This window comes from Aneurinibacillus soli, from assembly GCF_002355375.1.
GTDB classification, from domain to species: Bacteria; Bacillota; Bacilli; order Aneurinibacillales; family Aneurinibacillaceae; genus Aneurinibacillus; species Aneurinibacillus soli.
On sequence record NZ_AP017312.1, the window covers coordinates 1,861,419 to 1,885,991 of the forward strand.

The following is a 24,573-nucleotide window of genomic DNA, read 5'->3' on the forward strand; positions in this document are numbered from 1 at the left end:
CCATGTTCACTTACTAAGTATGGGGGATTTACATTGCCACAGTTAAAACCAGTTTGATGATGAACATTGAGATCGAAACTATCACAGCAGATTGTCCAATTCCGCTGAGTATACCTGTGATAAAACGCAACCAGTTTGTGCTTTCACGCCACTTGTATAATTGAGTAAAGCCATCAATCAGTATTGGTATTTGCAGTACAAATCCTACATACAGCGGGGTATTTGGATAAAAGAATAAAAGGAATGGAATCGCCAGATAACCAAGAAAAATAGAGGTACAACGAGCGCAAAGGGGCATCTGTTTTCCGTTGATAAAAAAAGAACGTGAGGGCTTTCGATGACAAGGGATTTTCATTAGGAGATTGTTCATATCCATTAGTCACAGTAGGTAGAACATCCAGACATGATTGAAATACAATCATCTACCTTCTCACGAGGATAAATACGGTAGAGTGCAACGAAAAGCAAGATACCTAGCACCACGAGCGGAATTCCATAAAGTAGCAAGCCCATAAGCGATAATATGAATCCGCTGATAAAGCAGATAAAAGCAGCCATGATATGGATAAAAAACATGTAGATCCTCCTTTCGAATGAACAAGAATGAGTTTCTTCTCGGTCAATAGTTTAGACTATTTCGCGTATCGACATTATACCAGATGTGTTCGATAAAAATAACTCGGAATAAGACCGAGATTCAAAATATAAAATTGCTATAGAATTCGGTGTAGTACTTGGATCAGACACGACTTCACACCAAAAAAGCTCTGTAGATGGCGAGATTACAAGACGTCTGCTTCAGATGGCTGAGCAGCAACTAAGTGGTAAGTACGTGCAATAATCACCAGTGTATAAGCATACAATAAGACGAGCGCAGAGTGATATACAGTCAAAAGCCTCCCGGATGAGTGGGAGGCTTGTTTAATTCGAAATAGTTGAGAACTTATCGTCCTCGCATCAGCCAAAGTTTTACTGCCATGGTTGTAAACCAAATCGCAGACGTTGCAAAGAATACATAATTAATCCATCTAAGGTTTGAATAGTCAGTAGTAGCTAAGGCAAAGACTAAGGCAATAGCCAACAAACCATCTGTCCATGTTATACGCTTCATTTTGTTTGGTGGTTAATGCTGTGAGGGATTTTATTGTGTAGCCCGATGTAACCACCATCGTTCCCCTCCTCTCCACACCCTAATTTAACATATTTTTAAAAAAAGATCCCATATCGTTCTATTCTTAGATATAGGAGCATACGCTGTAGCGTGTAGCGCTTGCACGCAAGCCAAAGCGGAAGATGGAATATCGGTTGAAGGTTGATGCACACGGTCGAGTTCTAATCACGCAAGAAATTTGTGAACAGCTCGGATATGGCACACTGACGTTTCGGGCGACAGAGAATCTGATTGTCATCTCTAAGAATAAACCCGAAAAAGAATTTATCTGGACACCACAGAAATAAGAAGAGCCTGGTTAGCGCCAGGCTCTTTATTTTGACCACATTGACCACGAAACTGACCAACAGATCCTAACCCGGCGTGCTACCGGGTCTTTTTTTATTATAAGTTCATTTATAAATAGTAAAGGAAAAAGATAAGAAGTTGTGAGAGAAATCCTTTTATATATGAAAGCGTTAAGAGCCCGTTTATTTATAATATTATGATTAAAAAATCGAGTATATTAGCATTTATCAATTCTATAACTAGGGTAACCTCTCTTTGAATTTTAAGATTTTATTTAATTATTAAAAAAATATTGAAAAATTCATAATATATGATATATTTTAGTTGTTTGTTTCTAAAAAATGGAAAGGGGGTAAGCGTTATGATTAACTATGCACTCGAACTTGATCACAATGCTTTTGTATCTATGGATAGCAACTCCTTGTATAACTTCGGAACAAAAGACTTCACACTTGAATCATGGGTTAATTCTACTAGCTCAGGCACCATTATTTCTCGTAAATCTTCAGATGGAGGACCTGGAAACGGCGGGTTTTTGCTTGTTATTAAACCAGATGGTTCTTTAAAGTTTGCTACTGATAACGGATTTGGATTCTATGAAATTGACTCCTCGCCTACCTCTATACTTGATGGTTCTTGGCATCATGTTGTTGCAGTCCGTAAGGGTGGGGTATTGAATATTTATTTAGATGGGGTACTACTAGAAGGAACGATTCAAAAGAATTTAGATACTCCTTTAGATGTTAATAATTCAATGCGCCTGGTTATTGGGGCAACCGATCAAATGCAGGAGCCTAATAATCATTTCTCAGGACTACTGACTGAAATAAGAGTATGGAATTATGCACGAGAAATTAATGACATTTTAAACTATATGAATATTAAACTTTCAGGGGACGAAGATGGACTAGTTGGATACTTAACCTTTGATTTTGGGTTAGTAATTGACTATTCAAAAACACGTAATAAAGCACAAGTAAATGGTAATGTAATGTTTACAACTAAATCGCCTATTGCCATATCTCAAGAAAGTAAATATCCAATGACTTTTTTGTTTTCAGGGGCCTATGATACTGCTACAAAATATGGAGGAGAACAGGGTCAGTGGAATATATGTTCACCACTTTATCTTACCAACACAGGTACTGTTATTTTTAATAATGCTGTAGTTAATAAACCAATTATAAAAGGAAATACAATTTCATGGTCAGCTTCCGATAATCAAACTGCCGCACAGTTTACTTTTAAACTTGATAGCAGTGAGCATTATTTCTGGCCTGAGGGGAATATGGATAGCAACCTTTTTGAAGGGTGGATTCAATGGCCAGGTGGAGGTGCCTTAGACTTTAGAGGGAAAATTTTCGAAAGGGTATCATCATGTTCTGTTGTTCAAAATGCAATGAATGGAATGATAATTGATAGCGGTAATGGAGAAGCGGGAACAGTTCTTGTTGTCAAAGAGATGACTCCTGACACACATAAACATTTTTGTTTTACTGAGAAAGGCGTTATTTTACATGAAGTTAGCCAGTTGGCTGTGACTGTAAAAGATAACGTAGTTTCTGAAGGGACACAAATTATTCTTTCTCAATATCAAGAAGGGAACCAAGGTCAAATATGGAGTTTAGGGACAAACGGATATATTCAAAGTGCATTAGACAATAACATGGTTCTCGGTATATCAGGAAATAATGATGGCTCAGAATTAGTATTAAAGGTAAAAGTAGATAATGATTATTCTCAGCTTTGGTACTCTTTATCGGGCTCTCAATTTATTTATAATGGGGGCTGTGATTTAGTTCTTGATATTTTTGGTGCAAATCCTTCTTCTGGTACAAGTGTTATTGGATATACCAAGAAAACTACAGGGACATTTAACCAACGCTGGTACTTTGCTAATAATTATATTGTTAGTTTTATGAATGGGATGGTACTAAGCATTAAAGATAGACAGGCTAATCAGGGAGTAGAGGTTATAATGGAACCTATGATTCCTAATGCTCCCTGGCAACAATGGATATTGAATGGTCAACAGATAATTAGTAAAGCAGGTAACTTCGTATTAGATCTTGCAGATGCTTCCGCTGGTTCTAGAGTTATATTAGCCGAACCAGACGCCTCTAAAGCAACACAGGAATGGGGACTTTTAAAAACTGATGATCATCAAAATCGAATGCTTAACCGAAGCGTGGAAGAAGTGAATTTAGCAGCGAATACTACTACAAGATTTATAATCAAAATTCATACTTCAGATGAATGGTTTGCTGGTACAGATGATTTAGTTGAGATTAGTTTAAAAGGGACATCCAAGTCTACAGCATTAATTAAACTGGAAAGATCCGAAACTCATAGTAATCCGTTTGAAAGAGGACAAACAGATCAATTTACTATAGAGGTAGAGGATGTAGGAGAATTACAATCAGTATTTTTTAGATATGGAGAAAATACATGGTTTGGTGGAGAAAAATGGGTTATGGACTGGGTATCCGTGTATGATCCAGCCAGAATGATGTATTATTCGGTATCTTATAAGAAGCAGATGGCGTATAAAACAACCCTTAAGTTCACTAGGAAAGTACGAAACGGCAGTAGTGATAAAATTGCAGCTAGTATGTATCCTGCTGAGGGGTATGGTGGCTGGATTGATCATACGTGGGTAACGATTGATGATAGTGAAAAAGGAAGGACTTATTTTGATTGTGCTGGGGGTCATGAAGGTTCTCCAACCACTTCGGATATTGTGGTAACCTATGGAAGTCTTAATGATGCTATTCGTATGGCAACTAGTTATAACTTGAGCCCGCAGCATCCATGGAAACAGGTATATGGGCATGACGATGTAGTAGGTAATGAAACCTGTGGGATTCGCGCTAGTGGATTTAGAAGATGGGATGGACAGTGCCACCAAATAACAAATCGTTTATTACATGTCGGGGTTCCTCCAAGGTCACTAGACGATGCCTCCGTTAAACCGGCTGCATATGGGTTGTCATGCCTACTATGGGGACCTTATGGAATTGGATTCAATGATTGGTGTCGTCAAAATGGATTCGAACCGCCGCTTTCAAATCCAGATGATGCAATTTTTAATTATATTCGTATGTTTGTTACTGATACAAAAAAAGCTCATAGAGCTTATTACTATGCAACAGAGTTGCAAAATCAGTGGGATAGTGATCCTGATGACTGTTCTAAACGACAGCCTCAAGGAGAATTTGTAAAAAGTTTCATTCAATCTCTCCATAAAGATGGACACAGCAACACAACCATTTCCAAGCTTGTATGCTTACCAGAGGATAAAGTAGAACATGATGAGTTGGAGACAGTCTAATATAAAAATGTAAGTTCTAAATAATTTTATTAAGTGAGCCACTCAAAGGGTGGCTTTTTCGTGCGCTTGGCAGCGTACCATACTAATCGGGTTGCCGACGGTCGGAAACATTAGCAGACAGACAGTGCGTCACCGTGAGCTGGGGTGCGGAGGGTCTGAATGCAAAATCCTGTACAAAGCAAAAGCGAACCTAAGTTGGCGTGAGGGCGGGATAACCGTGCGAAAAATCGGGAAGTCCAAATGCCGATAATGTCCCAGAGCGTTAAGAGGGTTGGAATAGGATGGAAGTATGGTAGCATGGTAGCGTGACCCAAGGAGGTCTCGTATTCTCCTAGGGAAGAAGTTCTCTTCCACATCTGATGGAACTGAGCAAAGAGAAATCCACAGGAATGAACGTATGGCCGTCTGACCATCCAAGCGTCAACATACGATATCCTTTGTAATAGCAACCCGTCGCATGATCTTTGAATCGAGCTAACAGTTCTACTTTCTTGCTCCGGTTGCGTTCAAACATGGAGTCGTCAATTACAAAAGCCGTTACACGTTTGTCTGAGGTCAGAGAATGAACCTTCTGAATGGTGAAAGCACTTAAGAACGTAGGAAATCGACGCCATGGATAAGCAGCATGGTTCAAAAATCGGTAAATCGCATCTTTACCAGGAAAAAACTCTCCTTTAGAGCTTTCTAGTAAACGAAACCAGTTTTTATGGTGAAACAAAAGCATGAATACAATCTGGAATAGATAGGAATACGAAAAGCCGAGTTGTTTTGTAAAACCTGCGGTTTTCAAGTGTTTTAGGATTTTTAATTCTCTAAATGCGGTTTGGATCTCTTTAGGGAGTTGATTCTTTTGTTGTTTTTGTTCTATCATATAGGGGACACCTCTTTTGTATGGTATTGGTTGCTCGTCACAACTACTTTACCAAACAAAGTGGTGTCTTTCTATTTTCAGCTCATATTTCAGCGATATTGTCTATCTATGTTGTTGAATTGTACCTAGCCCTTATAAAGTAAGGATTCCCATAACTTATCGCTCTGCGAAAGTTGAGTTAAATAAGCAATAGAATAAGCGGGCAAATCGCCCGCTTATTCTATTTCAAAAGTTATATCACAGAGAGCGCGGATAATCTAACAAACGATAAACGTCTTTTTGCCAGGTAGATATCAGAAATTCCTTATAGGTTAAAGACTTCTCTAACATCATCACTTGTTCTTTGGGCCTGAGCTCATTAAACCTACTAGAGCCAAGAAGCCATTTTACTTTTTGTAGTTTATCTGTTGTTAATCTAGATGTATCACCCCGTTTTCGAACTGCCCTTTCATATAAAAAAGTTTTTACCATATAGGGAATTTCAAGCTGACGTATCTTTTCGATATTAGGGAAGCTTGCTTTGTTTTTGAACGCCAGATCGACAATGTGCTCAGGAATATCTTGATGAATGAGATAATGCTCAACATCGCGTATGGTGACACCGAGCAATTTAGCAATTTCAGAAGTTGTTTTGTTTTCTTCTATGATGAGTTCGCTTATCCTTTTATGCTTATCTAGCCATGAGGTAGTATCCGGGGTAAACATCTTTCGTAGGAGTGCTATTCTTCTTTCTGTACCATCTGAATAGGGCCTGATAAAACATAGGACCTTTTTGAAGCCACTTTCCTTGTATGCCTCATAGTCTGGATATCCGTCAATTAACCAGTGCTTGTTTCTCTTTTCATCCCACTCCACAACCATCAAGCGCTCTAGTCGAGGAGCTACTTTTAATAACTTCTTTCTGCGTTCTAGCCCAACCCTTGAGACTTGCTGTACATATAGCGGTTCGATTTCGCTCAACTCTATCTCATCGACTTTACCCCAAAGCATGTCATCACTTCCTGAGTTTTTTCCTAATTTATGAATAGGGAAATTTGTCCTATTCTCACTTTCGTGTTTCAGGCTTAGAGAAGATAGGGATGATTGGGTAGCAATAGCAGATAATTGATAAGTAAAGTGAAAAAGAAGAGAAAGCTAGAAATATTTAACCTATTCTTCGTCATTAGCCCCAAAGTCTCGAATAATGGTACTGATCAAGGATCATTCTGTTAAAATATAAAATATCAGTAAAAAAGTCATCTTCCTGTTTGAACGCCGGAAAGAGGGCTTGTAACTATTCAGCTTGTGGATAGTTACCAATTAACAAAACTCCCCACCTACGCCATAGTGGGGAGTTTATTTTCTGCAGCAATTTAATTCCTTATATCCAGCAATTCATGACCAATATTTTCAAACAAATCAACATATCCTCAATTAGTTACTTTCCCAAAAGTAGGTGGGCTCCTTTCTTGTTGGAAATATTAGGCCTATCATTTATACTAAAGTTTAGGATCTAAGGGAATGAATATAGGCTTACATTCATAAGATTTTTTTACTAAGCCATTAATGCATCTGGATTGCTTTAAATTCATAAAGATGGATTTATTGAGGAATGGAAAGGGGAGAAGGGCACTTTTTACTGTATCGCGGTAAAAGGAGGTATTGTGCCTATTTTTATGTATACATATCAGGAACGCTTACAAAGAAAAATTGAACAATGGAAATCAAATCTTATTGATTTATCAAAAAGAAATCGACTGTTAAATTTCAAGTCCTCTGGGAGCTCTGTATTATTATTAGATCAGGTAGAATGTGATTCATTAATAATATCTTTGCTTAAAGGCAGATCTATTAAGGTAAGCTCTCTTGTTAATATCGAACGTCTTATAAATTCAATAAAGAAAAAGCCCATAAAATCCGATGAGGAAGATTTTTTTGAACAAGAGGCCCAGGTAGAAAAAGTTGCACTTAACAAATTAGAAAAACAGTTAAATGATATTCGTTTAAAAGGAAATTTATCGATTTCTGAAAAGGGGGTTAACACTTTATTTTTAGCTGTTGGACTTTTAAAGTGGAAAGAGATTGAATTTAGTAAGGAGTTCCTCACTTCCCCGCTTTTATTAGTTCCTGTGTCATTATCGAGAAATTCCTCAAAGGACCCCATGTTTATTCAAAAGCACGAAGATGATATAGTCATTAATCCTGTACTTGAACAAAAAATGCTGAATGATTTTGGCATTACTTTTCCTGATCTGGATGAAGATAATATTGAAAAAGTAGGTGCTCGTGCTTTTCTGAATGAATTAGATGAGATATTAACTGAAAAAGAAGGGTGGGAAGTTCAATCAAGCGTATATCTTAGCTTGTTTTCATTTAATAAGCTCGTTATGTATAAGGACCTTGAGCAATATCAAAGTTTACTTGAGACTCATCCTTTTGTACAACGTTTAAATGGAGAGAATAACGAACATTCGACTTTTGATGAAAGTGGAATCCCAGCTGTTGAAGAAGTAGATCGTAACATGTCTTCGACAAAAAGTTTTCAAATACTCGATGCGGATTCGAGTCAACAAGAAGCAATTATAGCAGCAAAAAAAGGTCTAAGTTTTATTATGCAAGGACCACCGGGCACAGGGAAAAGCCAAACCATTGCAAATATTATTTCTGAATCATTAGCGCAAGGAAAGAAAGTGCTTTTTGTCAGTGAGAAAATGGCTGCGTTAGAAGTTGTTAAAAAGCGACTGGAGGATTGTGGGTTGGGCCATTATTGCCTAGACCTTCATAGTAATAAAGCGAACAAAAAATATGTGCTTGAGCAATTAATAAAAAACTTATCGAGCGAACTCTCCGTTAAATCTAAAATGGATTATGACTCATTAGACTTAACGAAAAAGCAACTTAACCAGTATACACAAGCTCTGCACGCAAAGGTAGCTCCCCTGAATTTGACGGCCCATCAAGTTCATGGACAGATAGCTAAACTGGATGAAACAAGGGAGTTATTTTTCCCTTTAGAAAAGATAGGACAATATTCACAAGAGCATTTACAGCAACTGTTGTGCCTGGTAGAGAAGGTGGAGGAGGTTAAGCCTGTACTTCTGGCACATAATACGCATCCATGGAAAGATGCTATTATTATGGAGTTTACTAATGAATTACATAGTAATGTTAACTCTTTGTTTGAAAGTTTTGCTCATAAATTGTCGGAAATCAAACCGCAGCTTGAGCAGTTAATTGCTGGGTCCGGTGTTTCATGGGATACATCACTTGAAGTAATGGAACGATTCTTTGTTGTGGCAGATCTACTCACATCCTATGAAAATGCACCGCTAAACTGGATAAACAAAGAGAATGAAAATATGCTGGAACGGGCAACGCAACTTCTTGCCCCTGTTTCAGAAAAAGTAACGCAACGAAATGAAAAATATAACGTTATAGCTCAGCGTTATCACTCTTCTGTGTTTGACATGGATATTGATCATGTGATTCAAAGTTTTACTACTCAACATGAAAAAGAAATAAAACTTTATGCCAAATCAACTGCCGATTTTATGCATACTGTTTTTACGCATGATGATAAATTGTTACAGATATGTAGACAGGCGATAGAAGCATGCCAAGCACTTCTAATGTTCCGTGAATATATACAGCAAGAATTGGGATTGAAGATGGAGACGGTCACAGAGTTCTCTTTAAATGATATTGATTTAATTTATGAGAAAGTAAAGAACGTTCCGCGTCCTGCCGAGAAGTGGTTTGATTCCTCTATTCGCGATGAATTGTTAAAAGAGTACCAAAAATCTCGAAAGGTCACCGAAGAGTTGCTTCAAGAGAAAAGAGAGCTGTCCATACTATATGATTTGGATGTATTTAGTCAAACGGATATAAAAGAGGTGTATAGACGTTTTACAGAGGACTATACATCAGCTTTTCGTTTTTTTAATCGTCAGTATCGGAATGATATGAAGAAACTAAGGCTATTTCGAAAGGATAGCAAAAAAATCACATATCATACAGCAGTCCAGGATTTACGCCTTGCACATAAAATGCAAACCAAGGTGGACTACCTTTTAGAAAATAAAGGATCAATTTCTGCCTGGCTAGGTCCTATTTATCAAGGTGAAGAAACATTATGGGAACTTTTATGGGAGAATATGCATCATATTTTTCACCTGTGTGATGCGGGTAAAGTTTCAATAAAATTTATGGAGTTTTTACTTCGTGCAAGAGACTTTCACATCCAAACATTTGGAGAGAAGCTAGAGGATGCAAAGCGCCAATATGAAAGTCTAACTGAAGCAGTAGAGAGTTTGAAAACGTTATTTGCATTTGAACAGGAATTGGATGCAAGAGAAATTCAAAGTAAAATGACAAAGTTGTATGACATAATAGATTTTTTATACAACCAGAGAGAGGGCTTCCTTGCTTATCATTTGGCACCTGGTAAACCAACATATCAAGAAATCCTAAACGATCTTCTTTTGATTCAGGAAGTTCACAAGTTATCTAGAGATGTTGAATCTATGGCTGATACATGTAAAACATGTTTCGGAAGCTTGTTTGATTTTTATCAAACAGATTGGCAGAGTATTGAACAGGCAATCACGTGGTCTCAAAAGATATGTACAATATTTGATCAGCGTGTACCACAAATGATAATGAATATGTTAGAAGATAGTAATAAAGAGAAACGACTAGAATTTATTCGTCAGATTCATGAAATAAAGCAAAAATTTATTGGAACTCAGACAGAGCGAGCGTTTTTTGGAAAGGTGTTTCGATCTCAGGACTTGTTGTTTGAAGGGAAAGATTTGTATCAAGCACACCTTGACATTGTTATTACTCGACTTCGTGATTGGGTGGCTACTTCTCATCAGTTGGAAGAATGGACTCTGTTTAAGCAATACAAAAAGCAAGCGGATGATATGAAAATAGGTTCCTTTGTCGATGAATTAGTAAAGCATGGTTATACCGAAGCCTCCTATAAGGACCTTTTCTTGAAACGATTTTATCGCTTATGGCTTGATTATTCTTATGAACAACTACCTATACTTCGTCAGTTCCGAGTTCATAATCATGAAATAATGATTAGTCGATTTAAGGAACTCGATGTAAAGCAGTTGCTGGATAATAGCCATCGAATTAATGAGATTTTAAACGATCGGAAAAACACAGTCGTGTTTGATCTAGTCATACGGAATCAACTATCTCTACTAAAGCGAGAACATCAAAAGAAAACCAAACACTTACCAATTCGTAGATTGTTTGAGCGAATACCCGATTTAATTAGTGTTTTAAAGCCTTGTATCATGGTGAGCCCATTATCGGTCAGTCAATTTATTGATCCGAATATCCATCAATTTGATCTTGTCATATTTGATGAAGCATCACAAATCGGTTCAGAGGATGCAATTGGCGCTATCATACGAGGTGAGCAGATCATTATTGCTGGTGATAGTAAACAACTTCCACCAACTCGCTTCTTTACCGCTCAAACTACAGATGATGAGTATGAAGAAGACGAAGATGAGACAATAGGTGAAATGTACGAAAGCATTTTAGATGAGTGTGCTGTCTTTATGCCAGAGAGATCACTCAACTGGCATTATCGAAGCAAGCATGAATCACTTATTGCTTTTTCAAATCGATACATCTATGATAACAAGTTGTTCACATTCCCAAGCTCAATCAATAGAGTTAATGATGGAGTATCTTTGGTATATGTTCCGGATGGAGTGTATGATCGTGGGGGTTCTCGGAGTAATAAAATAGAGGCAAAGCGGGTAGCAGAGCTTATCCTTAAGCATGTTGAATCTACACCTGAGCGTTCTTTAGGTGTTATTGCCTTCAGTGAAGCACAACAAAATGAAATTCGTGAGCAGCTTAGTTATTTACTTCTCACTCATCCTCATCTTGAGTTCTTTTTCCAAGAAGATAAAACAGAAGCCTTCTTTATCAAAAACTTGGAAAATGTACAAGGGGATGAACGAGATACAATCATTCTAAGTGTTGGTTATGGAAAAGACGAAGCGGGTAAGCTGTATTATAGTTTTGGCCCTTTAAGTAAAGAGGGAGGGCATAGACGTTTAAACGTTGCTGCTACACGGGCCAAGTATCAATTAATCCTAATTTCGAGTTTGTTAGATACAGATCTTGATGATTCTCGTGTGAGCAAAGAAGGTCCTAAATTACTGAAAAAATTCATCAGATATTGCAAAACAGGTGGAGAAATTGATTTAAGCGAAGGTATTATCGGCGAGGGAGACTTCGACTCACCATTTGAAGAGGATGTGTATCGTTCTCTGACTGAAAAAGGGTTTATTCTTCGACCACAGGTTGGATATTCTGGATATCGAATTGATTTAGGTGTTGTGCATCCGAAACGTCCCGGAGAATATGTATTAGGAATCGAATGTGACGGAGCTATGTATCATTCATCTAGAACAGCAAGGGACAGAGACAGGATTCGACAACAAGTTTTAGAATCCCTTGGCTGGCACATTTACCGGATCTGGTCCCAGGACTGGTTCAAAAGAAAAAAAGATATCATTCAAGAGCTCAGCTCAGTTATTGAAAAGAATATAGAGAGATCCGTTAACACGAATCTTTTTTAGAGTAAACTGTTGCCGTTGTAGCCCGAGTAGTCGATTCGGGCTATTCTTTTTACTAATAACTTTTATAAAAAGTGGATATACTAGATAACATAACGTTTTTAAATTACAACTCTTCTCCGAGTGTTAACGCCGATGTTTTTTTCCTAAAACTCCCCAGAAGACTCCACGATAAGGAGTCTTCTGGTTGACTTTTTTAGAACGCCTTTATTCGAATGTCGTTCCAAAGGGGAGTAGCAAGAGATCATCGATGAGATTAATGAGTTGGTTTCTCATATGAACTTACGTTATTAAGACTATCAGAAGAAGTTAGATAAGATCGGTAGAGTTATAAATAGGAAGAGTAAAACTATAGGAGTGGTATCGATGTCTGAAAAAAATAACATTGTAGAGCTAACTAGAGATATTTTAACTCAAACAGCAACAGCTAAAGTAATGAGCAAGTTATTAGAAAGGGGTTGCTTGTGAACGTGAATCATTCCGCTACACGTTCCACAGATTCGGTGAGAACAGAAAGCCAACCTTTTTGTTCGCTGAATGGTAGACGGAGTGAAGGAACAAGAAACCCCCACTTCAAAATCTATAAGGATTTAAGCGGGGGAGGTTCATCAAGGTTTTATATCCTTCAAAACTAATGTTTTAGGCGATTGGAGTACCATTTTTAACAGGTGCGTCCGGTCTTAAGAGTACTACATCTCCTTCTTCTGGAATACCGCCAATTACCAACACCTCGGATTTAAAACCGGCGATACGTCTAACAGGAAAGTTTACTACTGCGACCACCTGATGCCCAATAAGTTGATCTGGTTCATATCTTCGTGTAATTTGAGCCGAAGAGTATTTAATACCAATCTCGCCAAAATCAATTTCTAATTTTATTGCAGGTTTTCGTGCTTCTGGAAATGGTTCTGCTTTAATTACAGTGCCAACACGGATATCTAACTTCAAAAAATCCTCAATTGTTACCATGATGATTTCCTCCGATTTTTTACAATTATCCAACAAACTAAATAAGTTTCTCTCGTTTGTTAAACAGAGTAGATGATCCCTTCAGTTTACATAAGGATCATCCTTATTATACTGAAAATAACATTTTACAACAAATCAGGCATGAAAATGATAGCGAAGCGGGTGAGTAAATAAATGGGCGCAGCATAACGTTGCGCTCTTTTTATTGGCTCAAAATAGAAGAAGGTCGGCATAGGTTTGAATGGTTAGCAAGAATCAAATCAATCTATGTCTTGCTTGCATTCTAATAATTATCAGATATTATCACACCGATAATCAATATATAGAATTTTATTTATAAAAAACACTATATATAGCTATTTTGGTGTATAATTAAACAAGAACGGATAATCACATCTAACAAATCAGGTGGATACATAAAAAAATCTTGGTGATTGTTGTTCATAAATAATAGCCAATAGATTGGGGATGATGATATGAACGAGAATAGGATAAAAATCTTGGCCATTTCTGGAAGTCTTCGCAGTAATTCGTCTAATACCGCGCTTGTGCGTGCGATTGCTAATTTATCACCTAAGAACATTGAATTCACAATCTATAACGGATTGGGAGACCTCCCACATTTTAATCCTGACATCGATATCGATGATAATGAACCACCTGCAGTCAAAGATTTACGTACACAGCTTAAGGAAGCCGATGGTGTATTACTATGTACACCAGAATATGCTAACGGAGTTCCAGGCGTTTTAAAGAACGCTCTTGACTGGATAGTCTCTTCCGGTGAATTCGTGAACAAACCAGTAGCTGTGATTAGTGCTTCCCCGCACCCTCTGGGCGGTGAGAAAGCACATGCTTCGCTTCTACTTACACTAAATATGGTGAGTGCAGAGGTTGTAGAAGGTGGAACGCTGATTATCCCATTCATTAACCTGAAGTTAAAAGAGGGAGTTATGGATCCTGGAACAGCAGAGGATTTAAAATCAGTGCTCCATGCACTTATACAGGCTATCCGTGTACATTAATTGTGAGAAATTATCTTTAATTAAAGGTAACTTCGATAGAGGTGATGTAAAGTGCTAGAACGCTCTATGGAGAATGTAAGGGGATTAGAAAAAAGAAAGGAAGTGATGTAAGGGAGAGCTTTTACTTTATTGTTAGCTCTTCTCAGTAAAAAAGAAAAGAGGACGATTGCAATGAACAAATATCAAAGTATAAGCAGTGATGGATTTAACCTGAATTATTGTGTAAAGGGGACCGGGAAACCCATATTGGTGGTAGGCAGTAGCGTATATTATCCCCACCTATTTTCGGAGCACTTATATGAAACATTTCAGTTTATTTTCCTTGATCATAGAGGATTTGTGAAGGCGCCCCGGGTTCTGGAATCAGAAGATTATAAATTGGACAAAGTGCTAGATGACATAGAAATAGCAAGGCAAACGCTTTGTCTAACAGATTTCATTATATTGGGGCACTCAGGACACGCTTTCATGGCTTTGGAATATGCAAGAAAATATCCGGAGCATGTCCAAAAAGTTATCTTGTTAAATTCAGCACCTACAAATAGCCAGGAAAGGCAGCATCAGAGCTTTGCGTTTTTTAATGAGAGTGCAAGTCCGGAAAGAAAGAAGCAGTTTGAAACGGATATTGCTCTATTAGAAAGTGATATCAAGCAGGACCCTGAACGACGATTTGTCCACATGTGTATTCGTATGGGAGCGCACAGTTTTTACGATTATACATTTGACGCGGCGTATATGTGGGATGGAGTATACACGAGTATGCCAATCATTGATTATCTGTGGGGAGAGGCGTTCGGGGAGTTAAATCTTATACAGTCACTGAACACTTTCAATAAACCAGTATTTATTGGTTTAGGCAGATATGATTATTTGGTAGGACCTGTTTCACTTTGGGGCTCTATTGATGGCACGTATAATCATGTGAAGAAAGTAATTTTTGAGCATAGTGGGCATAATCCTATGTTTGAAGAACCTCAATTATTTGATAGAGAACTAATCAAGTGGATTTGTGAGGACAAATAACAATTTCATATATGGTTTAATGAAAAAACACTAAGTAAATTTTTCTTAGTGTTTTTTCATTTTGAGGATAAAGTTCGTTCTCCTATTCGCAAGGAAAATGTATCCCAGTATCACAAAAGCTTTACTGAGCCGGTACAAATTTTCAGTAAGAACGATGAGTCAGTAAAGACATTCTCGGTCAGTTTATATGAAAGTTTATTTTTTATAGGTATTTATACCTTGATTAATATGACCGTTATATGACTTCAGCTCATATATAATTGAGCTAGCAATGATAGATTTTTAGAAATTCACTTTGTTTATTACAAAAGAGAATGAGAAAGAAAGGAAAGGGAAAATAAAAATGAAAAAGAAAACTCTTTTTCAGCATGCAGCAGTATGTCTACTATTTACGATTATGTTATTTGGAGGCTTGCTGCCTGTTACGTATGCCTCTACTCTTACTGTTTCTAGTGCAAAGGGGAAAATATCCGGAGGGAGCGGTCATAGTCTCGCCTTAAAACCAGACGAAACAGTGGTGGCCTGGGGGGATAACAGCTTTGGTCAGCTTAATATCCCAGGGTTAACTGGAGTGAGGAGTATAGCTGCGGGATATAACCATAGTCTCGCCTTAAAATCAGACGGAAAAGTGGTGGCCTGGGGATTTAACAACCTTGGCCAGCTTAATATCCCAGCCGGGCTAACTGGAGTGGTGGATATAACTGCAGGAGGCTACCATAGTCTAGCTTTAAAATCGGACGGAACAGTGGCAGCCTGGGGATACAACAGCAGTGGTCAATGTACCGTACCGACCGGATTAACCGGAGTGGTGGCTATTTCCGGAGGCGATTCCCACTCTCTCGCCTTAAAATCAGACGGAACGGTAGTGGCTTGGGGGGATAATAGCTCTGGTCAATGTACTGTACCGGCTGGATTAACAGGGGTGGTGGCTATAGCTGCAGGAGGCTATCATAGTCTAGCCTTAAAATCGGACGGAACGGTGGTGGCCTGGGGATATAACAGCAGTGGTCAATGTAGCATTCCAACCGGGTTAACCGGAGTGGTGGCCATAGCTGCAGGATCCCAGCATAGTCTAGCCTTAAAATCAGACGGAACGGTGGTGGTCTGGGGGGATAACAGCAGTGGTCAATGTAATATCCCAGCCGGATTAACCAGTGGAGTGGTCGGCATAGATGCAGGACAATTGCATAGTCTAGCGGTAAAATCAGACGGAACAGTCGTGTCCTGGGGGTATAACAGCAAAGGTCAGGCTACTGTACCAGTTGGATTAAACCTGCTTCCTCCAAACATTGCCCCTGTCAGCTACGATGCTACCCTTGCTACCAGTCAGAACACACCGAAAAGCAACACCTTAAGCGCCACGGATGCCGATGGAGATGCGCTGACATACAGCATCGTCAGCCAGGGCAACAAAGGAACAGTATCAATTACCAATTCGAGCACTGGTGCATATACTTATACGCCCAATGCTAATGCAACAGGAATGGATACGTTTACTTTTAAAACCAATGATGGAACGGTGGATTCCAACATCTCTACCGTAACGGTAAACATTCTCTCTAACAATGCCGATTTAAGCAGCCTAACGTTGAGCCAGGGAACGTTATCCCCTGCGTTTGCTTCTGGCACTACGACGTACACAGCGAGTGTAGGAAATAAGATAAGTAGTATTGATGTGACATCAACGTTGGCTGACTCTGCGGCAACCATTGTCGTAAATGGAACACCGGTGACTTCCGGTAGCGCAAAGACAGTACCGTTAAATGTAGGTTCGAACACGATCACCATATTAGTTACAGCTCAAGATGGTTCAACCAAAACATATACCGTTACGGTCACCCGCGCAGCCCAAACAGATGCAGAAGCTGTGGCAGAAACGAAAGAGGCATTGAATGTTGGTTATACCGGGGGCGATAGTGCGAGCGGTGTAACCCAAAACGTAACCCTTGTTACAACAGGAGCGAATGGAACAACGATTAGCTGGAGCTCAGATACCCCTGATGTTCTTGCAACGGATGGAACGGTAACACGTCCAGCTTACCTGACGGGAGACCGGACGATTACATTAACAGCTACGATTACCAAAGGTGGAGCCACAGATATAAAAACCTTTACAGTTACCGTAAAAGCTTTAAGCCAGACAGATGTAGAAGCGGTGACAGAAGCAAAAGCAGCACTTGACGTTGGTTATACAGTAGGGGAAAGTGCTGGCAGTGTAACCCAAAACGTGACACTCCCTATGACAGGATTAAATAATACAGCGGTAAGTTGGTCTTCTGATAAACCCGGTGTTATTGCAGCGAACGGAACCGTGACACGACCAGAGTTTACATCAGGTGATTCTATCGTTATATTGACAGCTACGGTTACAAAAAATAGCGCCACAGACACGAAGTCTTTTTCGCAAACAGTCAAGGCAAAGGGTTATGTCATGACGGATGCAGATGCTGTTGCGGGAGCAAAGACAGCTTTAGATATCGGATATGCACAAGGAGATAGTGCGAGTGGTGTAACCCAAAATGTAATCCTTCCATCTACAGGTGTGAATGGTACAGTGATTAGTTGGTCTTCTAGTAACCCGGCTATTCTTGCATCTGATGGTACGGTACAACGTCCAGAATATAGCACAGGGGATGCCACGGTTACTGTGACGGCAACCATTACGAAAAATGGTGTAACCGACACCAAAACGTTTGGAGTAAAGGTAATAAAACGTGCACCACAGCAAAATGCAGATATTAGTTCATTAGTAAGCTCACAAGGCAGTGTTACCCTCTCAGCAAATACGTACAATTATGCTGTAAATGTAGGAAACAGTGTAAGTAGTATGACAATAACGCCCACATTGGCAGATTCACTGGCTACCGTAACAGTAAACAACGCGCTTGTTACAAGTGGTCAACCAAGTCAAGCAATCGCATTACAGGTGGGACAAAACCTTGTGACGATTACCGTTACAGCGCAAGACGGAGTAACCGTCAAGACGTATAAAATAACAGTCACTCGCGCGCCTTCTTCCTCTAGTGGTGGAGGGGGTGGTTCAAGCTCATCGTCAGCTTCAAGCAATATACGAACCATGTCTCTCCTCAATAGTAAAGGGATCCCGGAAGCGAATGTGGAAATTATCCGGACAACTACAGCGGACGGGAAGACAAGCGACAGTGTGACCCTTACGGCTACTAAGGCAGTAGAAGCGGTCACTAAGGCGGATGAAAACAATAAAACGGTTATTATTCCAATGAACGATGCAAAAGGAAAAGAAGCTGATCAAGTCGCTCTTACTGTGCAGAAAGAGGCTCTCTCTGTTCTGACATCTCGTGATGCTTCTATCCAGGTGATGGCGGAAAAAGCAAGCATTGAGCTTCCAAAAGAGACCGTAGCATCCTTGAATAAACAGGACATTCAAATGATGATTGAACCGGTTACAAAAGAGAGCGATGTAAAACAAACACGAACACTTCTGCATGCACAGGCAGAGGATGGAACAATAGTGGGAACGCCACTGCATATTGAAACAAACTTCTCCGGTCGCACGAAGATTACATTACCTTTCACAGGTATGAATCTTCCAGCTGATCCAAAGGAACAAGAAGCGTTTCTACGTTCATTGAATGTGTTCATTGAACACAGTGACGGAGAGAAAAAGGTAGATAAAGGCGAAATCCAATACGATAAGAATAACAAGCCGGTTGGCATTTCCATCTGGGTCGATAAATTCAGTACGTTTACGATGGTAGAAGTTCCAGAAAGTAAAAAGGAAACAAAACTGGGACCTGCTGCTCTTACAGACATTCAAGGTCACTGGGCGGAGCAGGGTATTCAGAAATTGGTTCAGGCAGGATCGATTTCTGGCTATCCGGATGGAACATTCAAACCGGATCAGACCATTACACGCGCAGAGTTTGTGTCTATCGTAGTGAAAGCATTTGGTTTACAGCCGAAGGATCATACAAAAGCGGACTTCCAGGATACAAAAACACACTGGGCGAAAACAGCCATTGATACGGCATATGCAAATAACATCATCAATGGATATAACGCTACGACATTCGGTGCGGATGATACAATTACTCGCGAACAGATGGCAGTCATCCTGACTAACAGTAAAAAGAGCAAGGCGGCAGAGAAGCACGTAAACTTTATAGATGATCTGTCGATCTCAACATGGGCACAGGAAGCAGTAAAGCAGGCGGTAGCGCAGGACATTATCAAAGGCTATCCGAATCACACCTTTAAACCAAAGCAGGCTGCAACACGAGCAGAAGCAGTAACTATGATTATAAATGCTCTTCATGTAAAGTAAGTAAAAACAATCCACTGGCTTAGGCTGGTGGATTGTTTATTTTTACATGTTAGTAAAGAGTGGGAACTGGAGGACATGCGACTGCATCAAGAAATCTTGGGTCAATTCCATAAAACATCCAGAATAGACCGTTCCATCTATAACCTGAGATTTCACCATATTCTACTCGTGTAGGATAAAACCAGAACTGATCCCCAGTAAGGAGCCACACATACGTGTACTGATGTACACAATCAATGATATAGGAAACAGTAGGTTTTTGGGGGATAAATGGTGGTGGAGGAGATGTTGGTGGTCCCTGTCGTGACATAAATACCATTCAAATTCACTCCTTGTAAATAGGCCTTCGACATCTTATGTTGGAATGCATGCAATGGATTGGGTAGATGACCTACATGAGTCAGATGATGTTCATAAAAGCTTATACATCTGACTTTATCAAAGAAGTGCAATTAACTTTGTACCTTTATATGAAATCGATTCACATATATAATTTTTCATAGTAATGTCCGTGGAATTTTATATAATAACTCTGTTCGGTTACTAACTTCATACTTTCGATATAAGTTGTGCAAATGCTTTTTGACGGTATGATCACTTACATATAGCTTTTTAGCAATCTCTTTATTAGTCATTCCCATTTCCAGATAAGCCACTAGTTCTTTTTCTCTGGACGTTAGTGGAGAATTGATCATTGTTCTATTGCCCGGATAGATACTTTTTAAGTTGAAACCGATTTCAATTTGTTTAAATAAAAAATTTAGTTTAACTTTATCTTTTTCGGTGAATTTTTCTTCATCTTGATCACGTAATAACCCAATCACTCCGATGAGTGCCCCGTCATATTTTAGATAGATTCCCATCTCATCTAAAAAAGCATACTTTTTCATGAAAGAATGATAATACTCAGAGTGTAAATACTCGTTAAATGAAGTGACATCCTCAATCTGTTGAATCTGCTGCTTATTTCTCCTATAAAATGGACCAAGTATATCTAATTGATAGAAATAATGATTATATTCCTCCAACGACTTCTTATCAATATTTAATAAAATAGGATCTACCAAATGTTGCTGGTCGTCCACCAACCAAAACAAAGATCGATTAAATCCTAATATTTCACTGAGAACAGAAAGAACTTCCCGACGATAGCTATCTATGTCTGTACTCATTTGTTTACTTGCTAATTCTTCTACGGCAGATAGGACGTTGATATAATCCGTATGCGTTAACTGCATATCTGTCCTCCTTTGTAAGTAGTTATCACCATAATATAAGAATTTTTAGAAAAATAAAATATTTATCCGTTTGGGTAATAGATCAATTTAGTTTCTCACTAGATAATAGGTGTAAAAGGAGGGATGATTTGTGAATATAGTGGAATTCTCTACTTATGACGGTCTAGGGCTGGCTGAGCTTGTAAAAAGCAAACAGGTCACACCAGAAGAGCTTGTTCAACTTTCTGTTAAAGCCATTAAGGAATTAAATCCAGACTTAAATGCTGTTGTCTCGATTCTGGAGGAAGAAGCTATAAGTGAAATTGAAGAAGGTTTACCTGAAGGTCCTTTTCAAGGAGTACCCTTTGTAATCAAAGAACTCGTTCTTCATGCCAAAAACATCCCATTCAGCGCAGGAAGCCGATTGGCAGAAGGCTCAGTACTTCCGGTTGATAGTGAATTAATGAAAAGGTTTAGAAAAGCGGGGTTTGTAACAGTTGGAACGACTACTACGCCAGAGTTTGGATATAACGCAGCTACAGAAGCTGTTCTTTATGGACCGACACGAAATCCGTGGAATGTAAATCATAGCCCAGGTGGATCAAGTGGTGGCTCTGCGGCAGCGATTGCTTCGGGTATGGTACCTGTAGGGCATGCTAATGATGGGGGAGGGTCAATCAGAATTCCAGCCTCGTGCAGCGGTTTAGTAGGCCTAAAACCAACTCGGGGTAGAATACCGGCCGGACCGTATAATAGTGAGCCGTTAAACGGGATTGCCATTGAATTCGCCTTAACGAAAACAGTAAGAGACACAGCCTATCTCCTCGATGCTGTAAGTGGTCCAGATATCGGCTGCTATGGATGGCCCGAATCTCCTTCTGAAGAATACAAAAAGATCATCGAAAGACCCGTCAAACCATTAAAGATCGCGTGGACCGGACGTCCAGCTTCTGGTGTTCCTGTAGATGAAGAATGCTTAATGGCATTACATGAAACGGTTCAGTTATGCGAGGATTTGGGACATATAGTTGTGGAAGATCGTCCTGAATATGAAGTGGAACCTTTTAGTTTAGCGACTTTACAGATTTGGACAGCAAACATTTATAAGATGATCAATGGAGTGGCTAAAGCTTCGGGTAAAACACCAAGTGATAAAAATATCGAATCTGCTATTTGGCAGTGTTATTTATATGGAAAAGAAATGAAAGCATCTGAGCTTTTGGATGCTATCGAAATTAATGCTACTGTTTCAAGACAAGTTGGTCAATTTTTCTCGGATTATGATGTGTTATTATCCCCGACTATGGCTGCATTACCAGCTAAAATAGGGTTTTTAAATGCAAACAATCCATCCATTGATGCCAAGCAATGGACAGAACAAATTTTTACTTATGCGCCATTCACAAATTTATTTAATGCAACTGGACAGCCATCTATTTCACTTCCTTTAAAATGGAGTGCTGCTGGGTTGCCGATTGGTATGCAATTCACGGGCAGATTCGCTGACGAAGCTACTTTGCTTCAACTGGCCACACAACTAGAAAAGGCTCATCAGTGGAAAGACAAAAAGCCAGCGATTCATGCATCAAAATTAGCCAAACCTACAATCTAATAAAAACCCCCACCTTTTTATGGGTGGGGGTTTTTGTATAATTAGGTAATCTTATGTTCAATAGATAAACCGTTCGATTTGGCCAGATGGGGAAAATTAAATTAGAAGAGCTTCCTGTGGAAGTCTGGTTAATTGAGCAATATACTGGGTGATGCGATGTCCCTCGATCCCCACATTTTCTGGTAAATAATATTGTGTAGCAGGGAGGTAGAGATTTACGTATGAACCAATCTTTAGAACATTTCCGTCTGCTATAGGGTCCCCTGGATTTGTAATAACGAAAGAGTTGCTGCCAAGCCAAGATTCAGCAAAGTCCATGTCACCAACTGGTGGACAACCGAAAGTAAATAATTGGCGATAATTTGCAGGGAATTCACCAGCTAGACCATAAGCAATTAAGGATGCTACTGCTCCGCCCCGGCTATGGCCTGTAATAAGTAGGCGTTTTTTTCCTAGAATGGGTTTTACGTGAGCTACAATAGTATTATAAACGGAGTTTAGGGAAGTCACAAATCCTTGATGTGCGTAGATGGTTTTATTGTGTAAATTTACAGGCGTTAAGTTAAAGTAAAAGTTTTTTAACCAGTTGTCAAAGCTGTCTGAACCACGTATAGCTATTACGACTTCTTCCGAGTTACTTGCAATGAAGCCGTACGTATTACTAGAATAGTTGGAGATTTCTAATTCTGGTTGTAGGTTATATTCTGGTAATTTACTCTTAATGTTACTATATGTTTTATATGCTAGATTTGATAATTCAGCGCATCGTAAAGCTGTATTTCTATCAAATTCAATTTTACGAGTTGGCTTAAGAGGGGCTTCTGATACAGTTATGCTTGCACCGATAGAGGTGGCAGCTATACCGATTTGGTGATATGAATCAGTTCTATACTTTTTAGTGAAAACTACCCCAACATATTCTTGGACTATTTTTCCTTGTAAGTGATCCATAATATATCCAAGTTCGGCAGTTCCTGTTTGGTTATCTCCACACCATTTCCAGGAGATAGGCGAATTGGCATCGAATTTGAAATCCTCACGTGTTTTATAAAGGCCGCACCAGCCAAAATATCCCCCGGCAGTGGTTTCCACAGAAATATTCGGATAAATGTATGTGTAGCTTTCCCTGAGTGTTAAAGTAAGAGAGATTTTATTGTCTTCATCGCCTACAAGTTGTTCACCTAATTCAGGGAAAAGAACTTTCGGCTCTGGCCTGGAATTATCTGCATCATCGGCCTTACAATCAGAGATAAGATCGTGTCGTAAGCGAGGGTATACCAATTGTTGTTCCTCGTAACTAAGGGAGTCCCAGCAATTTGTAACTTCTTGAGTTGCATGATTAGGATGCTTACTCTTAAAGAGCGGGGCATTTCCATCTGCTGTAGCCAGCATAGCTTCTATAAAGGGATCTCTAGTTGTCTCTGTATTTACCTGATGTTGAGGCAACGAAGAGACAACAGGATCTTTTGTAGAGACAGAATAAGAACGTCCATACATTATGTTAGAGGTAGCGGTTTTTTGACTATAGCCGTTTTTAAAAATACGAAGTTCGTATTCTTCACTTGTTCCATTTCCAGCCACTTCGCTTTTAAAATAGCTGAAGGAATGATTCCCAGAGGTAGATTTACCAATATAATGATATGCTAAATAATCGGTATTTTTTGCACCCTTTTTGTACAAACCAATCCAGTAATTATCTGTATCTGGAGTGCTTTCCAGGTTCCACTGGATGTTTGGATAGTAGTAAAAATATTGATAGCGAAGTTTAACTTTAACGCCATTATATACATCTAGACCAAAAGAAGTTTCAGAGATGCTGTCTTCTTCTAGTATTTCAGCATAGGGATTTGTGTGGTCATAAGATTGCGGAACGCCAGGCTGCTTAAAATTGAGCCCAAGTACTAGTTGTTGTTTCTCTGTGCTTGTAAGATGATTCCATGCTGAGTGAAGGCGAAATAGGGTAGATTGCTTTGTTTCTTTCTCCATTATATAATCATCCTTTCACATCAATAAATAAAGTGCATGATCACTAGCTGGTACATTAGACCTGGCTATACCAATAAGTAGATAGGTTAGTATTGATTCTAATAACCTCAGATCCCACCTTCCAGAATTTGTTTTTCTCTGTAAGTCTATTATATTGGAATTTTTAGTAATATAGCAATCGGGGGAA

At 39.1% G+C, this 24,573-nt stretch carries 12 protein-coding genes and 2 pseudogenes; 8 read left to right on the forward strand and 6 right to left on the reverse strand.

The window, feature by feature from the left end; all coding sequences use genetic code 11:
• Positions 1-28 precede the first annotated feature (28 nt).
• Positions 29-376 (reverse strand): DUF2085 domain-containing protein, encoded by a 348-nt coding sequence (locus CB4_RS09545; RefSeq protein WP_231956209.1) that lies wholly within the window; start codon positions 374-376, stop codon positions 29-31.
• Between the two features lie 324 nt (positions 377-700).
• Here CB4_RS09545 and CB4_RS09555 point away from each other — a divergent pair.
• From CB4_RS09555 to CB4_RS09560, 3 genes and pseudogenes are all read left to right on the forward strand, one after another.
• A pseudogene (locus CB4_RS09555) lies at positions 701-841 on the forward strand (small, acid-soluble spore protein, alpha/beta type); the annotation flags it as partial.
• 452 nt (positions 842-1,293) lie between these two features.
• A complete protein-coding gene (locus CB4_RS20935; protein WP_231956210.1) occupies positions 1,294-1,458 on the forward strand; it encodes a hypothetical protein in 165 nt (54 codons plus the stop codon).
• A 362-nt stretch (positions 1,459-1,820) separates the two neighbouring features.
• Positions 1,821-4,790 carry a LamG-like jellyroll fold domain-containing protein gene (locus CB4_RS09560; protein ID WP_172890842.1) on the forward strand — a complete coding sequence of 990 codons (2,970 nt, stop codon included), beginning with the start codon at positions 1,821-1,823 and terminating at the stop codon, positions 4,788-4,790.
• Positions 4,791-5,145: 355 nt separating this feature from the next.
• Here the strand turns inward: CB4_RS09560 and CB4_RS09565 are convergent.
• A pseudogene (locus tag CB4_RS09565) lies at positions 5,146-5,661 on the reverse strand (transposase); the annotation flags it as partial.
• 237 nt (positions 5,662-5,898) lie between these two features.
• Positions 5,899-6,651, reverse strand: a complete 753-nt coding sequence (locus CB4_RS09570; protein ID WP_096465354.1) for a ParB/RepB/Spo0J family partition protein — start codon at positions 6,649-6,651, stop codon at positions 5,899-5,901.
• A 653-nt stretch (positions 6,652-7,304) separates the two neighbouring features.
• Here CB4_RS09570 and CB4_RS09575 point away from each other — a divergent pair.
• Positions 7,305-12,254, forward strand: a complete 4,950-nt coding sequence (locus CB4_RS09575) for a DUF4011 domain-containing protein (RefSeq protein ID WP_096465356.1) — start codon at positions 7,305-7,307, stop codon at positions 12,252-12,254.
• 636 nt (positions 12,255-12,890) lie between these two features.
• On the opposite strand, the gene csaA is transcribed toward CB4_RS09575, so the two are convergent.
• Positions 12,891-13,220, reverse strand: coding sequence for a chaperone CsaA (csaA, locus tag CB4_RS09580; protein WP_096465358.1), 330 nt, complete (start codon positions 13,218-13,220; stop codon positions 12,891-12,893).
• Between the two features lie 476 nt (positions 13,221-13,696).
• Here csaA and CB4_RS09585 point away from each other — a divergent pair, with 476 nt between their 5' ends.
• The 3 genes from CB4_RS09585 (at position 13,697) to CB4_RS09595 (ending at position 19,571) form a co-directional block, all read left to right on the forward strand.
• Complete coding sequence (locus tag CB4_RS09585) at positions 13,697-14,245, forward strand: NADPH-dependent FMN reductase (protein ID WP_096465360.1); 549 nt, start codon at positions 13,697-13,699, stop codon at positions 14,243-14,245.
• A 171-nt stretch (positions 14,246-14,416) separates the two neighbouring features.
• Positions 14,417-15,268, forward strand: a complete 852-nt coding sequence (locus CB4_RS09590; protein ID WP_096465362.1) for an alpha/beta fold hydrolase — start codon at positions 14,417-14,419, stop codon at positions 15,266-15,268.
• Positions 15,269-15,611: 343 nt separating this feature from the next.
• Positions 15,612-19,571 carry an immunoglobulin-like domain-containing protein gene (locus CB4_RS09595; protein ID WP_096465364.1) on the forward strand — a complete coding sequence of 1,320 codons (3,960 nt, stop codon included), beginning with the start codon at positions 15,612-15,614 and terminating at the stop codon, positions 19,569-19,571.
• A 497-nt stretch (positions 19,572-20,068) separates the two neighbouring features.
• On the opposite strand, the gene CB4_RS09605 is transcribed toward CB4_RS09595, so the two are convergent.
• Positions 20,069-20,809 (reverse strand): helix-turn-helix transcriptional regulator, encoded by a 741-nt coding sequence (locus tag CB4_RS09605; RefSeq protein ID WP_096465366.1) that lies wholly within the window; start codon positions 20,807-20,809, stop codon positions 20,069-20,071.
• A 130-nt stretch (positions 20,810-20,939) separates the two neighbouring features.
• On the opposite strand from CB4_RS09605, the gene CB4_RS09610 reads away from it, so the two are divergent.
• Entirely contained in the window at positions 20,940-22,400 is a 1,461-nt protein-coding gene (locus tag CB4_RS09610; protein ID WP_096465368.1) for an amidase, read from the forward strand.
• A gap of 96 nt (positions 22,401-22,496) precedes the next feature.
• Here the strand turns inward: CB4_RS09610 and CB4_RS09615 are convergent, their stop codons facing one another.
• Complete coding sequence (locus tag CB4_RS09615) at positions 22,497-24,386, reverse strand: lipase family protein (protein ID WP_096465370.1); 1,890 nt, start codon at positions 24,384-24,386, stop codon at positions 22,497-22,499.
• Positions 24,387-24,573 lie beyond the last annotated feature (187 nt).